Source organism: Nitratidesulfovibrio sp. 1201_IL3209 (genome assembly GCF_036763125.1).
GTDB lineage: Bacteria > Desulfobacterota > Desulfovibrionia > Desulfovibrionales > Desulfovibrionaceae > Cupidesulfovibrio.
In genome coordinates this window covers 15427-30262 of sequence record NZ_JBAIYT010000005.1, presented here as the reverse complement: position 1 = coordinate 30262, position 14836 = coordinate 15427, and the positions used below count along the sequence as shown (strand labels likewise).

The following is a 14836-nucleotide window of genomic DNA, read 5'->3' as shown; positions in this document are numbered from 1 at the left end:
GCTGTCCTTCCTCATGATGCCGCGCTGTCCTCGATACGTTCGGGGCACACCGCCGCCCCGCAGGGGCCAGCCGGTTTGTCCGAAGCCGCACCCGACAGCGCCAGATGCAGTTCGCGCAGCACCATCCGGCAGATGCCGGGGTGCAGCACCAGCCACATGTGGCTCACCGGCGGGGTTTCCAGCACCTTCCATCCGGCCGACGCAGGCGGCACCAGCGCGTCCTCCGGATGGATGATGTTGTCCATGCGCGAATACAGGGCGGCGCAGGGGATGGCCGCCGGGGTTTCGGACGCCTCCATGTCGCGGAAGAACGCCGAGCCGTAGGCCATGCTCTCGTCCAGTCCGTCCTTGCGCCTGCCGAACATCCGGGCGGTCTTCGACCCCCGGTGCGGGCTGCCCAGCGTCACCATGCCCGCCACGCGCGATTCCGGATGGTGCCTTCCGTGCAGCCAGATGCGGGCCATCAGGCCGCCCATGCTGTGCCCCACCACCAGGGGGCGCTCTCCGGGGAACACCCTGTCCACGGCCAGCAGCGCCGCGTCCACTTCTGCCCCGTATTCCTCCAGCGGACGGCCCGACGGGCGCCAGGCGTGGCAATACACCCGCGTGAAGCCGCCCCGGATCAGCAGCCGCCGCAGCACCACCCACACTCCGGCATGCAGGTCCGACCCGTGGATGAGGATCACGGGCGGCAGGAGCGAAAGGCCGGGGGGCGCGCCGCGCCGCCCGAACCGCCGCAGGTGGAAATGCAGGGGCGCGGTGGCGGCGATCAGCAGAATGCCGGTGAACGACATGGCGACGCCCCGCGCGAGATCGGCAAGGCCATGCGGCGGCGGCACCGGCCGCGTGGAGTTGCACGCCTCGTAGTGGAACAGCAGATACGTCCCGCAGGAAGCCAGGAACAACGGAAGCAACACCGCAAGCACCATCATCGGACGGAACCATCCCCGCACGGCGGACGTTCCCCCGCCTGTGCGCCCGAGGTCAGGTTGCGCGCCAAATCGTGCGCGGGACGCAGGGCGTAGCACCGGTAGTGGTCGGTCATGGCGGCGGGCAGGGGCACCCTGCCAAGGACGGCGGGCAGCCCGTACCGGGCGCAGACCATGGCGGGCACCCGCCCCATGATGGCCTGCGAACGGGTGACGGCCCAGCCCGCGTCCAGGAAGAACAGCCCCGCATCATCGGATGTCCCGTGCACCCGCAGGGCGGGATGCCCGGTGAACCGTTCCGGCCTCCGGTTGTCGAAGGCCGCGCCTGCCGTATCCAGCGCGTCCAGCAGCACGCCCTCGGGCATGGCGTGGCGCAGCGCCACGAGCAGGCCGTGCTTGGCGTGGGCGGGCAGCAGGTCGAGCAGCCCTTCCAGCACCACGATGCGCCGCGTCGGGGACGCGCCCTGGCACATGATGCGGGCAATCTCCCCCATGTCCTCCTCCTCGCGCACCTCGTGGCGCACGACGGCCGCATACGCCCCGGCGAACGGCGAATCGCGCAGCAATGCCTCTTTCAGGGCCAGGACGCGCGGCGTATCCACCTCGTGCCAGACCACTTGGGCGGGCATCTCCGGATGGTGGGGCCCAAGGCGGTGCCAGCGCGCGTCGAACCCGGCCCCGATGCTCCACACCTCGGCGTGGTTCGCCCCGCGCATCGCATCGAGCAGCATTGCATCCAGGATGTGCGCCCGCGCCACCACGCACGGGTTCACCGCCGGGTGCAACGCGGGCAGGTGCGCCGCACCGCCCAGGGCCTTCAACAGATATTCGGCCGGGGGGTCGCGAAAATCGCCGCGCCAGCATCCGGCCCGCGCCCTGGCGGATGCGTCGTGCCATGCCGTGCGCTCCGCCGGGGTCAACGCGGCCAGCGCCTGCCGTGGGGAAAGAGCGCACGCCGCCGTCACGCCGCGTCCTCCGTGCACGCCACGCCGCATGCGGCCAGCGATTCCATGAACGCCCGCGCGGGCACGGCCTCTCCAAGATAGTGCACGCCGGGCCGGGCCAGACCCTGCATGACGGCGTGCGCCGCGTGGGCCGCCGACAGCCCGGTTATCCAGTGGTTGCGGGCTTCCGCCAGGGTCAACCGGAAGGTCCGGCCGGAGCGCGAACGCACCTCGGCGTGCAGGATGCCCATGGGACCCCGGCGCTCCGCGTCGCGGCGGATGGCGCCGTGCAGCATGGCGGCCGCCGCCTTGCGCCGCCGGGACAGGAACAGCTTGGAGAACGCCAGGGCGAACCGGCAGCGCGGCCCCACCAGCACCAGGCCCACGCGCAGGGAAAGGTCGTGGCGTTCCTCGGCCAGCGGGCGCGAGGGCGCGTTGTACATCCACGTCACCTGCTGGCGCGCGTCGGGCAGGGCGGGCAGCGTGACCGCACCGCACGAGGCCCACACCGGACGGTCGCGCCAGACGCCGCGCTCGAACCACCCGAACCGCAATTCGGAAAAGACGTGCCAGACCATGTCCTCGGCGGACGTCAGCGACCAGGTGTCCCGCGCGCCGCAATACAGCACCACGGAATCTGCGGGACCGTGCGCGTCCTCCGCACGCTCCAGGGCATGCCGCACGAACACCTCGGAAAGACCGGGCATCCAGCCCGCTGAAAGCACGAAGCTGCGCCCCGCCGCCTCCAGTTCGCTGCCGCGCCCGGCAAGCTCGCCCATGAGCAGGGAATATCCGCCCACGTCCACCAGATGCGCCCCGGCATGCAGCGCCATGGCGGCGGCGAGCGGCCCCGTGCGCCACGACGGGCCGGTGCAGTTGACGATGAGGGCGCAGTCGCGGAAGGCGTCGCCGCTTTCCGTGCTCACGTCGAACCGGCGCACTTCCGTTTCGCCCGGCAGGGTTGCGGCCAGCGCCTCCGCCGGACCCCGGTTGCGCCCGGCAATGACCAGCCGGTAAGGCCCCAGTCGGGCCAGTTCGGCGCAGACCACCCGTCCGATGTCCCCGCTGCCGCCCAGAACCGCGATTTTTCCCTTGTCGGCGACCATTCACGCATCCTCGATGATTGCGGCGCGCACATGCAGCGCGGCCACGTCGTCCAAGGCCTCGCGCAGCCACGGCAGCGCCGGGGTGGTGGCGTGCACGCCCGGCGGGAGCGCATCCGGGGCGCGCAGGTGCCGGTACGCCGTGGCCGCCGCGTAGGCGGCCGTCAGTCCGAAGGTGGTCTCGCCCGTGGCGAAGGCCGTGTACGTCCCCTGCTCGCCACGGCAGCGCACGGCCAGGGTCGAACGGGCAAGATTGCGCGCGGCCGTGCTGCCCATGCGGTGCATGGCGTGGAACAGTCCGGTCAGCGCGGCCGCCGCCCCGGGGTGGTCCGCCGCGGAAAACCGGCGCAGCACCCCGGCCATGCGGCGGGGCATGCCCTGGAAATGCATGCGGTAGGTCACGGAGTCGGCGGGCAGCGGCAGCCCGCGCGCGGCGGAAAGCTCCAGCAGCGCGGCCTCGGCCGAAAAGCAGTGGATGGCGGGCACGGAAACGCCCACGCCGGGAAACACGTCGTCCCGCAGGGGACCGGCGTCGTCGGCGGGCACCCAGGTCTCGGCCCCGCCGCGCAACTCGCAGACCCTGGGCGTCAGTCCGTGCAGCATGGTCCAGGTGGACGCGCGCCCGGCCCCTTCGTTGCCCCCCGCGAACAGGCGGACGTGCGCCTCGGCGAAGGGGCCGCGCTCCCCGGCGAGCAGGTAAAGCAGCGCCGTGCTCAGGCCGGGATTGACCCCCATGCCCGTGAGCACGCGCACGCCTTCGGCACCGGCCGTTTCGTGCAGCGCCATGATCTCGCGCGCCACGGCCGGGTCGTCGTTGATGTCCAGGCAGTCCACCCCGGCCCGGATGCACGCCGCATGCGCGGCCGTGCGCAGCGTGGCGAAGGGGCCGAGCGCCAGCACTACGAAGTCGTAGGCGGAAAGCAGCACGACCAGCCCGTCGTCGTCCGCGCCTGCTTCGCCTGCTCCGCCCGGTCTGCCCGATCCGCATGGACTGGTGGGCGCGGGAACGGATGCCGCGACCCATCGCCCGCCCCCCGCCGGGGCGTGCGCGCCGCCGTGGCGGGGGGGACGCCGTCCGCCCGCGTCCACCGTGGCCCAGGGCATGAGGCGCAGCAGACCGGCCACGATGCGCCCGCCCGTGCCGCCGCAGCCGCCCAGCACGAGGATGCGCGGGGTCATGCCCGCCTCCCCGCCGTTGCGGCCCCGGCGTGCCCGAGCACGAACTCCGAGACCACGTCCGCGAACTCGCCGGGGTGCGTCTGCACCAGCATGTGCCCGCCGGGTACGGAGGCGAAGCGGCAGTCCGTGAAGCAGCGCGTCCACGACGCGGCGAACTCCGTGACGAACGGGTATTCCTCGCTTTCCCCGGTTATCACCAGACACGGGCAGCCCAGCGGGACAGGCCCGAACTCGTAGTGCTCCATGCGCCTGACCGAAAGGCGGTATTCGACCCAGTATCCGGCCTGCTCCTGCGGGGTGAGTTCGCACAGCAGGGGCGCGTAGATGCGTTCCAGATAGCGCAGCGTGGCTTCGCCGTCGGGGTCGCGCGCCCACTGGCTGCTGCCGTAGACCAGTTCCTGCGCGTCGGGCGGCGTGGCGCCCGCGACGACCATGCACAGGGGCGGCCGCCCCTGCCGCGCCATGGCCCGCGCCAGCGCATGGGCGACATAGGCGCCGTAGCAATGGCCCACGAGCACGGCGGGACCGCCGGACGGCAATGCCGCCAGCAGGGTGCGGGCGATGTCGCCTATCCCCCGCAACGGGCGCAACGGGCGCAACGGCCCGTCCGCGTCCGACTGCCCGTCCGTGTCCGATTTCCCGTACAGGGCCGATGCCACGCGGAAAGAGGCGTCAAGCCGTTCCGCCACCCGGCGGAACATGGCGGGACGCCCCCCGGCATAGGGCAGGCACAACACATTCACCGCACCTGCGGCGGCGGATTCGGCCCGGCGCAGGATGGTCCATCCTTCCTGGCCCTCCCGGTCCTCCCGGCCCGCGCCGTCCGGAACAACCGGAACACCCTGAACAGGGGGCGCAAGGGCTTCGGCCATCCGCCCGAGGGTCGCGCAGCGCAATGCCTGCTCCACGTCGCGGCCCCCGCCGAACACCTCGCGCACCCTTTTCGAAAAGGCATCGAGCCCGAGAAGGTCCGGGGCCTGTTCCGTGATGGGCCGCTTCGGGTCCATCGCCCGTAGTTCACGGCCAAAGCTGTCCGCCGCCATGTCCAGCAGCAGCCGTTCGACATCCGCCGCGCACCGGGGAGAAGCCCCGGCGTCCGGGCTCGCCCGGCGGGCTTCCGTTGCGTGTCCGGACGCAGGCAGGGGCGGCGTTGCATGGGTATCGGTCATGACCATTCCTTATCGCGCACGGTTCGCGCCTACAGCCAGGGCACGATGAGGCCCAGGGCCAGCACGGCGGCCAGCAGCAGCACCTGCGGGCAGATGAAACCGGGCACGCTTCGCCGGTACACGTCGAACTGCTTGCCGAAACACGGTTCGAGCACTTCCCTTTCCTCGATGCGGGCGGTCAGCCAGAGCTGCGCCGCAAGCAGCGGCAACAGCAGGGCCGTGTATGCGGCCCCGGTGACCAGAACCAGCCCGCAGGTGCCGAGAAACCGCGCCACGACCACGGGATGCCGCACATGCCCGTACGCCCCGGACATCAGCAGTTTGGCCGGGCGGCTGTAGTCCCGCGCCGTCACGGTGGCGTTGCGGCGCATCAGCACCACGTAGACGGCGAAGCCGCCCACGGCGAACGGCGCACCCAGCAGCAACTGACCCCAGCGTCCCGGCATGGCGGGAAGCAGATCCGGCGCCCGCGCGGCGGAAAGGGCGGCATCCGGCCATGCGCCCAGCAACGGCTGCGGCAGAAAGGGCATGACGAACCACACCCCCACCACCGACACCGTCATCAGCGCGCGCACGGGAACCGGCATGGGACGCGACGTGCGCCCGGCGGCACGTGCGGCGCGCTCGCCCCTGAAATAGACGCGGTACCCAAGAACCCCCGCCATGCTCGCCAGCGCCAGCGCCAGTTGCACGGCCAATGCGCTATCCATGGATGACCTCCCGCCCTTCACCCGGCGGCAATGGCGCGGCGGGCAACGGCAAGCCTCGGAAACCGCCGCGCCCCGCCGGGGGAGTTTCGGATATGAAATTGGTCTTCATTATCGCTGAATATCCGGGAAGTTCGGGCAGACGCCCGGTGGCCAGGGAAAAACCCGCACGGTACGCAGGCTACGGCAGACGGCAGGCGCTCGCTATCATACGGGGCACTATTCCTTGCATCCGGGGCCGCCGCACGCGCCGCAACGGCCCCTAGCCGTATCTGCCGCAGCCCAGTTGGTAGCGCTTCGGCGGCATGCCGAAGGAATCGGCGAACACCTTGGTGAGGTGACTGGTGCTGGAAAACCCGCATTCGTAGGCGATTTCCGTGATGTTCTTCTCGCCTTCCTCAAGCAGCCGCCTGGCGTATTCCAGACGTTCCCTGCGCAGGATGCCGAACACGGTATCGCCATGCATCACGCGGAACACGGCATTGAGCCGCGTCTTGGTCAGCCCCACCTCGCGGGCCAGTTCCTCCAGCCGGAACGACGAGGCGAAGTCCTGCGATATCTTCCGGTATACCTCGCAGGCCGCGCGGTATTCGCTTCTGGTCACGCTTCTGGTCACACTTCTGACCGGGCCCTGCCGCGCCGAAAGGTAGTTCAGGTGCAGGTACAGCAGTTCCATCTTCTTGCTTTCCAGGAACATGGTGCGCAGGCTGCCGGAAGGCAGCTTTGCGTATATCTGCTGCACCGCGACGCGCAGCGGCGGCGACAGGGTGATCTTTTCGAAGAATACCGTCCGGGCTCTCCTGATGGCGCTTTCCCAGCGGGTCAGGAAGGGGCATTGCGTCTTGCGCGCCAGTTCCGAAAGCTCTCCCTTGCCCAGCCGCAACGCCACCGCCTGCAACGGCACGCCGGGTTCCGCCGTCGAATAGCCGCGCACGCGCTGCATGCAGGATACGACGCCTTCTCCTTCCTCCAGCGTGAAGGGCATCGCGCCCGCGCTGCCGTGCGCCAGCTCGACCCTGACCTTGCCCGAAACGCAATAGACGAACTCCACCGGGGCCACATCCATGCAGAACTCGCATCCGTAGCAGTCTTCCGCGTTCGGATTGTCGTACACATGCAGGGTGACGCCGGGAAACATCAGGTCCCGCTCCTGCGATACAGGGGGGGCCAACACGGGAAACCAACTTGCCGTCTGGAAAGCAGGCATCGCTTATCCCCTTGATCAGCGTTGAAGCCGCTCTCGAAACATGTCCCGAGGCCGCTTTGCGGCATGCCGCCGGCCATGCCGGCCGGACGCCGCCCGTTATCCCCCCGTGACGTCGGGCCGCAGCACGGCGGCCCACTCCCTGGGCAATTCGGCGGGCAGTTGCAGGTTGGTGACCACCAGGTCGCCTTCCTCCAGCCCGGAAACCACCTCCGTCGCCGTGGTGCCCACCAGCCCGGTGACCGGGCGGACGGGCCGGACGTCCGCGCCGTTCCGGACGAACACCGCGTGCACGTTCCCCACCCACTTGAACGCCGCGTTGGGCACCAGCAGCACCTGTTCCCTGCGGTCCACGGCCACCCTGCACCGCGCCGTCATCTCGGGGCGCAGAAGCTGGACGTCCTTTTCCGCCGGGCGGACCAGCGCGCGGTAGTACACGATGTTGTCGCGCAATTCCGGGCCGGGGTGGATGAGGGCCACCGCGCCCTCGAACGTCCGGCCGGGGTAGGCCTCCACCGTGAAGCGCACCATGGCCCCCGGCCGCACCGCGCCGATGTCGTTCTCGTCTATGAATATCTGCAATTCCAGTCTGTTGGGGTCAAGCACCGTGATCAGGTTGACCACCTGCAACCCGGCCACCACCGTCTCGCCTTCCTGCGCCGTGATGGCGCTGACCACGCCGGACATGGGGCTGATGATCCGCGCGTACGAAAGCTGGGTCTGGCACTGCCCGAGCTCGGCCTCGGCCTCGGCGATGGCGTCCTTCAGGTACGGGATCTTCAGCGTGTATTCCGTTTCCAGCCGCGCCTTGGACGTGCGGCGCAACGCCAGCGTGTGCGCGGCCACCTTGCTTTGCTGCCGCACGGAATCCATGTCCGCCTCGGCCACGCCGCCCATTTCCGCCAGCGGCGCGGTGCGGGAAAAGGTGATGTCCGCGTATTCCTTGTCGGCCTGCGCCACGGCCAGGCTTTCCCCGGCTTCCGCTATCTGGAGCGGGTAGTTGCGTTCGGACAGCACCAGTTCCTGCCGCAACTTCTGCACGGTGGCCGTCAGCTTCATGCACTCGAAGCGCTGCTCCCTGTCGTCCAGTTCGGCTATCAGTTGTCCCTTGGTCACGGCGTCCCCCAGCCGCACGTACAGGCGCGAGATGACCCCCGTGAACCGGGTGCCCGTCTTCACCACCGCCCCCTCCTCCGGCTTGATGACGCCCGTGGCCAGTATTTCCCGCTCCAGGTCGCCCCGCTCCACCCGCGCCGTTTCCAGCACCACCGCGCCGGGTCCGGCGCGCCTGGCGCCCACGGCGACCACCGCCAGCAGCGCCACGGCCACGACCAGCAGGCCGGACGACTTCGGATGCCCGGCGATGAACGCCAGGATGCGCCGCGCAAACTCTCCTCCACGGGAAACCACATTCCATTTCATGCCCGGACAACTCCTTGATCCAAAATCGCGCATATGGCGGGGCCGCACATATGGCGGGGCCGCACGTATGGCGGGGCCGCACGTATGGGGGTAGCGCCCATGCCGGGTCCGTCAGAGCTTTCTGGCAGAGCTTTCTGGCGGAGCTTTCCGGCAGGCTATTTCGACATCGGGACATCCCTGAACGCCTGCCGCGATGCGCCGCCGACCTGTTCCGACGGGTTCCACGAACGCACGGTGGACTGCATGTCCCACAGCCGTGCGTACCGCCCGCCACCGGCGAGCAGCCCGGCGTGGGTGCCGCTGTCGACGATCCGCCCTTCGTCCAGCACCAGTATCTGGTGCGCCGACGCCACGGTGGCCAGGCGGTGGGCGATGAGCAGCACCGTCTTCGACTGCACCATGTTCTGGATCGCCTCCTGGATGAGGCGCTCGTTGTCCAGGTCCACCGACGCCGTGGCCTCGTCCAGGACGACGATGGGCGCATTCTTGAGCATGGCCCTGGCGATGGAAAGACGCTGGCGCTGCCCGCCCGAAAGGCTGGCCCCGTTCTCGCCGATCACGGTGTCGTACCCTTCCGGCAGTTCCATGATGAACTCGTGGCAGCGCGCCGCCACCGCCGCCGCCACGACCTCGTCGTCGGTGGCGTCGGGCCGGGCGAAGCGTATGTTGGCCCTGACGGTGTCGTTGAACAGGGAAAACCGCTGGAAGACCACGGTGATGTGCCGCCAGAGGTCTTCCTCGCGCATTTCCCGCACATCCACGCCGCCGATGCGCACGCATCCGGCGTCCACGTCCCAGAACCGGCAGAGCAGGCTGACCAGCGTGGTCTTGCCCGCCCCGGACCCGCCCACCACGGCCGTCATGGTCCGGGGCGCGATGCTGAAGGTGATGTCGCGCAGGACGGGTGTTCCGTCATAGGCAAAGGCCACGTTCTCGAACCGGACCGACGAATCGGCGGGAACGGCGGACACCGGGGGGACGGGCAGCGGCACGTCCGCCTCCACGGAAAGCAGGCGTCGGCCAGAGGTGCGCATCTGGTGCATGAAGCCGCTCAGGTCCACGAGGTCATGGGTCGGGCCGTATATCCTGAAGGCCATCACGGCGGCGAACAGGAAACTGGCGAAGGCCGCGGGGTCCACGCCGCCCGCCCCGCCGACCGTCATATTGCCGGGCACGTCGCCGGGCACGGGCAGGCCGAAGCCGATCAGCCCCGCGTACCCCAGTTCCAGGCAGGTGAAATACAGGGTGGCGGCCGCGCCCACGTACCGCAGCAGGCCAAGGTTCACGTCGCGGTGCGCGGCCACCGCCCGCTCGTAGAGGGCGGTGCTCTTGCCCTGGATGCCGAACGCCTTGACCACGCCGATGCCCTGGCAGAACTCCACGGTTCTGGACGTCAGCGCGGCCAGCACCCGGATGCGCTCGGGCATGCGCCGCCGGAGCCGCCCGTTCACCCACCACATGAGCAGCGCCGCCGGAACGAATCCGCAGCAGACCAGCAGGGCCAGCCGCCAGTCCACGACGGCGATGCAGGCCAGCCCCACGGCGATCTGCGTCACCGCGCTGCCCATGGCCGCCAGCTTTTCCACCAGCACGGGCTCCACGTTCCCCAGGTCCTGCAACAGGGCCCCGCTGACCTCGCCCAGGTCGCGCCGCGAAAACCACGAGACCGGAAGTCCCCGCAAGTGCTCGGCATAGTGCAGGCGCAGCCGCTTCAGGATGTGGAACCCCGCCATGTGCCCCACCCGCACGGACGCGCCGTGCACGATGAACCGCAAGGCCACGATGCCCGCCATGCACAGCCCGGCGCGCAGAGGCGTCCAGCCCGCGCCGCCGTCCCCAGTTCCCGGTGTTCCCGGCGTTCCCGGCATCACGATCTCGCGCAGGACAAGGAACAGCACCAGGACGGGCAGCAGGGCCAGCGCGCCGTCGAGCATGCGCAGCCCAACGCCCGCCAGAAGCCTGTCGCGGTGCGGGCCAGCCAATCGCAGGATCATCGTCAGCATGTCGCCACCTCTCCGACCGGATTCCAGTTCGCGTTGCATTGCGCCAGGTTCCACATGGCCATGTAGGCCGGGCAGCGTTCCAGAAGTTCCTCGTGGCGGCCCGCGTCCACCACGGTACCCTTGTCCAGCACCACGATGCGGTCCGCCCCGGCGATGCTCTCCAGCCGGTGGGCCACCATGATCACGGTGCGCCCTTCCAGCACCCGTGAAAGCGCCGCCTGCATGTTCGCCTCGGTGAAGGCGTCGGCGTAGGCGGTGGCCTCGTCCAGCAGCAGGATGGGGGCGGGTTTCAGCAGGGTCCGGGCAAGGGCCACCCGCTGCCGCTCGCCGCCGGAAAGATTGCCGCCCAGTTCGCCCGCCGGGCTGCCGTAGCCGCCGGGCATGGCACCGATGAAATCCGCGCAGCAAGCCTGTTCCGCCACGGCCCGCACCGCCGCGTCGTCCGCGCCCGCGTTGCCCAGCCGGATGTTCTCCAGCAGGCTTTCGTTGAACAGCACGTTTTCCTGGAACATGAACGCCACCATGCGCATCAGGACGGCCTCGTCCATCTCACGCACGTCCACGCCGCCCACGCGGATGCTGCCGCCGGTGACGTCCCAGAAGCGGGGGATCAGGCGCAGGATGGTGCTCTTGCCGGAGCCGGACAGCCCCACGAGGGCCGTCACCTTTCCCTGCGGCGCGGTGAAGCTGACGCCGCGCAGCACGTCCTCGCCCTCGCCCTCCGCGTAGCGGAAGGACACGTTGTCGAACACGATCCCGGCGTCCTTCGGCGCTCCGGGCGATACGGCCGGCGGCAGGGGCCGGGCGTCCCACACCTCCTTCATCCGGCGAAAGCCCTCGAAAATCCGCAACAGCGCGTCGTTCTGCTGCAACACCTTGAAGATGGGCGTGCTGAACTGCATCGAAAGCAGCAGGCACAGCACAAGCTCGCCGATGCCCACGGAACCCCGCAGGTACAGCCACAGCCCCACGGGCAGGGTGAAGAGCAGGGAATTCTCGATGAACACGACAAAGCCCGCCCTGGGCAACGCCCAGCGCCTGGCCCAGCGCTCCACCACCTGCTGGTACTCGTCGATGGCCGCGGCGAACTTGTCCAGTTCCGCCACCGACCGCGCGAACGCCTTTATTTCGTAGATGCTGCGCACGAACTCGATGATGCGGCCGTTCAGGTTTTCCTGGGCCGTGTGATAGCGTTGCGTTTCTTCCATGTAGCCCTTCGAGGCGAACGACATGGAAAGCATGGCCAGCGGAATGACCGCCACCGCCGCCAGCGCCATGCGCACGTCGATCCAGGCCATGACGCCCAGCACGAGGAACGGCATGCACAGCGCGGCGGCAAGGTCCTCGATGTGGTGGGCGATGAAGCCTTCGAATTCCTCCACGTCGTCGACCATCAGCTTCTTGAGCCGCCCCGTGGCGGCATCGGCAAAGAACCCCAGCGGCAGCCGGGTCAGGTGTCCGGCAAGCCCCGTGCGTATCTCGTACATGGTCTCGTAGGCCGCCGCGTGGGCCAGGCCCCCGGCGGCGGTGCGCAACGCCAGCCGCAGCAGCAGCGCCGCCACGACCACCACCCCGGCCGCCAGCGGCGCGCGCGGGCCGAAGCCCCCGCCCCCCGCGTACCCGTCCACAAGGACGGCAATGACCACGCAGGGCACGAGCCCGAGCAGCGCCGCGCAGGCCGACGCCGCGCAGGCCAGTTGCAGGCGGCGCTTGTTGACCGGGCTGAAGCCCAGCCCCCTGATGAGTTCGCCGACCTGCGCCACGTATCCTTTCCGAGCTTCCATGCTGACCGCCGACTGTTTTGCCCGCTTGCGCGGTATGGAGAGCGGCGGGCAGGGCTGCGTGCCGCCGTTCCGGAAAATGGACGCCGCGCTCGCGGCCTGTCTGTGGCCCGCCCACCTGGCAGCAGACGGGCCGCGAGCGCGGCGTGGTCTAGAACTCCATCTTGGCCATCACCCCGAAGGTGCGGGGCGCGCCCATGGTGCCCACCCGGTCCTGGCCGGGCATCATGCTCGAGTTGTCGAACACCATGGTGTAGTATTCCTCGTTCAGCAGGTTGCGGCCGTAGATGTAGACCCCGTAGTCGTCGAACTCGTAGCCCACCCGGAAGCCCAGCAGGTTGATGGCGTCCTGGCGGACCTTGTTGGCCAGGTCGAGATAGTGCGGGCCGATGAACTCGTTCTCGACGCGGGCGAACACGCCGTTCTCGAAGGTGTACTGGCCGCCGAGGGACGCCTTGTACGTGGGCGCGAACGAGCTTTCCGCGCCGTCGAAGGTGGCGGTGCTGTCGCCCGCATCGTCGATTTCGGTCTTGAGCCAGCCGTAGGAGCCGAACACTTCAAGCCCCTGCACCGGGCGGGCGCGGGCTTCCAGCTCCACGCCCATGCTGTGCGACTCGCCCGCGTTCTGGACCACCGCCGTGCTGCCGCTGATCAGCTGGAACAGCTGCTGATCCTCCATCTGCGTGTAGAAGGCGGCGGCGTTGATATCCAGCTTGTTGTCGAAGAAGCTGCTCTTCATGCCGATTTCGTAGTTCCAGGTGTGTTCCGAGTCGTAGCTTTCGTCCGCGGCGGCGGCGTTGTTGGTCTGGAAGCCGCCCGGCTTGTAGCCCGCGGTGACCGATGCGTAGACGTTGAGGTCGCGCGTGAAGCGGTATTCGATGGCGGCCTTGGGCAGCACGGCCGAGTAGCTTTCCTCGCCGGTGGCCTCCACGGTGTCGGCAAGGCCCATCATGGGCGCGATGGTGCCGACGTTGGCGCCCTTGGCGTCCAGTTCCTTGGTCACGTGGTCGTAGCGAAGCCCCAGGGTGAGGAAGAGCTTTTCCGTGATGCCGTAGGTGCCCTGGCCGAACAATGCCCCGTTGTAGACGTCCACGGTGACGTCGTTGCTCATGCGCAGGTTCCCGAGGCCGGTCATGCCCGTCATGGCGGCCACGTAGTCGTCCTGAAGGGTGTAGTCGTCGCGCGTGCGCTGCTCTTCGTACGATCCGTACACACCCGCCACCCACTGAAGGCGCGCGTCCTTGTCCTGCGAGTGCAGGCGCAGTTCCTGCGTGTACTGGTCGTTGTCCAGGCGGAACCTGTCGGAAAGCAGGTTCGCCTCGATGAAGTCCACGTCGTTGTCTTCGTCCGACGAATAGCGCCGATGGCCGGTTATGGAGGTGAACCCCACGTCGCCGCCATCGTATTCGACGGTAAGGATCTGGCCCAGGGCGTTCGACTTCACGTAGCCGAGGTTGCCGGAATCGGTCTTCCACGGGTCGTCGTCGAAATTGTCGAACGTATTGTAGATGCTGTAATCGTAGTTGCGGTTGTAGCCATTCAGGTTGAAGTTGATGTTCCACGCATCGCTGGGCTTCACGCGAATCTGCCCGCGAAAGTTGTAGTCCTCGCCGCCGGCGCCGGGGTCGTCCTTGACCTCGTTGCGGAAGTAGCCGTCGGTATGGCGATAGGCGCCGGCAAGACGCACCGCGATGGTTTCGGACAGCGGCGCGTTGACCATGCCCGTGAGCAGCTTGGTGTTGAAGGATTCGTAGGCGGCCGAGGCGCCCGTCTCCCAGTCGAACACCGGCTTCTTGGAGTTCACCACCATCGCCCCGCCAAGGGTGTTGCCGCCGTACAGCGTGCCCTGCGGACCGCGCAGCACTTCCACGCTTTCCATGTCGAAGAACTGCGGTTCCAGCCCGCCGTTGACGTTCATGCCGTCGCTGAACACGCCAACGGTCTGGTTGAGAAAGTCGGCACTGCCGGAGACTATCCCCCGGATGGTCAACTGGGTGTTGCCCGGATTGCCCACTGTCTCGCGCACGAAGATGCCCGGCGCCGAACGGGCCAGATCCTTCACATCGGTTATCTGTTTGTTCTCGATCTCCATCTCGTCGTAATGGTTGATACTTATGGGCACTTCATTGAGGCGCTGCTCGATCTTCTGCGAGCTGACGATGACCTCCGGCAGCGCGTAGACGTTCTGCTCCCCTTCTCCCACCTGTTCCGTTCGCGGCATGGTCGCGTTACCCGTCGGCGCGTCCTGCGCCAGGGCCGGGGGCGCCAGCGACGCCCCCCCCGCAACCAGCGCGCACAGCACGCCTCCGGCCAGCAGGCCCCGTCTCACAACAGCGTTCATGTCCTACCCCTCGTACGTCTCCGGTTAGAGGACCGCGGGTGGAACCGCCCGGCG

The 14836-nt window shown here is 68.7% G+C and carries 11 protein-coding genes; all 11 read right to left on the bottom strand.

The window, feature by feature from the left end; all coding sequences use genetic code 11:
- Positions 1–11: 11 nt before the first annotated feature.
- Positions 12–932, bottom strand: a complete 921-nt coding sequence (locus V6B97_RS04350; RefSeq protein WP_333505268.1) for an alpha/beta fold hydrolase — start codon at positions 930–932, stop codon at positions 12–14.
- Positions 929–1894 (bottom strand): class I SAM-dependent methyltransferase, encoded by a 966-nt coding sequence (locus tag V6B97_RS04345; protein ID WP_333505267.1) that lies wholly within the window; start codon positions 1892–1894, stop codon positions 929–931. The genes V6B97_RS04350 and V6B97_RS04345 overlap by 4 nt, the downstream gene beginning before the upstream one ends.
- Positions 1891–2979, bottom strand: coding sequence for a saccharopine dehydrogenase NADP-binding domain-containing protein (locus tag V6B97_RS04340; RefSeq protein WP_333505266.1), 1089 nt, complete (start codon positions 2977–2979; stop codon positions 1891–1893). Before V6B97_RS04340 ends, V6B97_RS04345 begins: the two co-directional genes overlap by 4 nt.
- Complete coding sequence (locus V6B97_RS04335) at positions 2980–4155, bottom strand: hypothetical protein (RefSeq protein ID WP_333505265.1); 1176 nt, start codon at positions 4153–4155, stop codon at positions 2980–2982.
- Positions 4152–5324, bottom strand: a complete 1173-nt coding sequence (locus V6B97_RS04330) for a thioesterase II family protein (RefSeq protein WP_333505264.1) — start codon at positions 5322–5324, stop codon at positions 4152–4154. Before V6B97_RS04330 ends, V6B97_RS04335 begins: the two co-directional genes overlap by 4 nt.
- Before the next feature lie 29 nt (positions 5325–5353).
- Positions 5354–6034 carry a methyltransferase gene (locus tag V6B97_RS04325; RefSeq protein WP_333505263.1) on the bottom strand — a complete coding sequence of 227 codons (681 nt, stop codon included), beginning with the start codon at positions 6032–6034 and terminating at the stop codon, positions 5354–5356.
- Positions 6035–6293: 259 nt separating this feature from the next.
- Positions 6294–7169 carry a helix-turn-helix transcriptional regulator gene (locus V6B97_RS04320; protein ID WP_333505262.1) on the bottom strand — a complete coding sequence of 292 codons (876 nt, stop codon included), beginning with the start codon at positions 7167–7169 and terminating at the stop codon, positions 6294–6296.
- Positions 7170–7334: 165 nt separating this feature from the next.
- Complete coding sequence (locus V6B97_RS04315) at positions 7335–8657, bottom strand: efflux RND transporter periplasmic adaptor subunit (RefSeq protein WP_333505261.1); 1323 nt, start codon at positions 8655–8657, stop codon at positions 7335–7337.
- A 155-nt stretch (positions 8658–8812) separates the two neighbouring features.
- On the bottom strand, positions 8813–10660 hold the full coding sequence (locus V6B97_RS04310) for an ABC transporter ATP-binding protein (RefSeq protein ID WP_333505260.1): 1848 nt from the start codon (positions 10658–10660) through the stop codon (positions 8813–8815).
- Entirely contained in the window at positions 10654–12444 is a 1791-nt protein-coding gene (locus V6B97_RS04305) for an ABC transporter ATP-binding protein (RefSeq protein ID WP_333505259.1), read from the bottom strand. Before V6B97_RS04305 ends, V6B97_RS04310 begins: the two co-directional genes overlap by 7 nt.
- Positions 12445–12592: 148 nt before the next feature.
- On the bottom strand, positions 12593–14782 hold the full coding sequence (locus V6B97_RS04300) for a TonB-dependent receptor (RefSeq protein WP_333505258.1): 2190 nt from the start codon (positions 14780–14782) through the stop codon (positions 12593–12595).
- Positions 14783–14836 lie beyond the last annotated feature (54 nt).

Bases quoted from the DNA above. Each gene is read 5' to 3' on its own strand.
- V6B97_RS04335 (WP_333505265.1), bottom strand. From the start codon at position 4,155: ATGACCCCGCGCATCCTCGTGCTGGGCGGCTGCGGCGGCACGGGCGGG.
- V6B97_RS04340 (WP_333505266.1), bottom strand. From the start codon at position 2,979: ATGGTCGCCGACAAGGGAAAAATCGCGGTTCTGGGCGGCAGCGGGGAC.
- V6B97_RS04325 (WP_333505263.1), bottom strand. From the start codon at position 6,034: ATGGATAGCGCATTGGCCGTGCAACTGGCGCTGGCGCTGGCGAGCATG.
- V6B97_RS04300 (WP_333505258.1), bottom strand. From the start codon at position 14,782: ATGAACGCTGTTGTGAGACGGGGCCTGCTGGCCGGAGGCGTGCTGTGC.
- V6B97_RS04310 (WP_333505260.1), bottom strand. From the start codon at position 10,660: ATGCTGACGATGATCCTGCGATTGGCTGGCCCGCACCGCGACAGGCTT.
- V6B97_RS04350 (WP_333505268.1), bottom strand. From the start codon at position 932: ATGATGGTGCTTGCGGTGTTGCTTCCGTTGTTCCTGGCTTCCTGCGGG.
- V6B97_RS04315 (WP_333505261.1), bottom strand. From the start codon at position 8,657: ATGAAATGGAATGTGGTTTCCCGTGGAGGAGAGTTTGCGCGGCGCATC.
- V6B97_RS04320 (WP_333505262.1), bottom strand. From the start codon at position 7,169: ATGTTTCCCGGCGTCACCCTGCATGTGTACGACAATCCGAACGCGGAA.
- V6B97_RS04305 (WP_333505259.1), bottom strand. From the start codon at position 12,444: ATGGAAGCTCGGAAAGGATACGTGGCGCAGGTCGGCGAACTCATCAGG.
- V6B97_RS04330 (WP_333505264.1), bottom strand. From the start codon at position 5,324: ATGACCGATACCCATGCAACGCCGCCCCTGCCTGCGTCCGGACACGCA.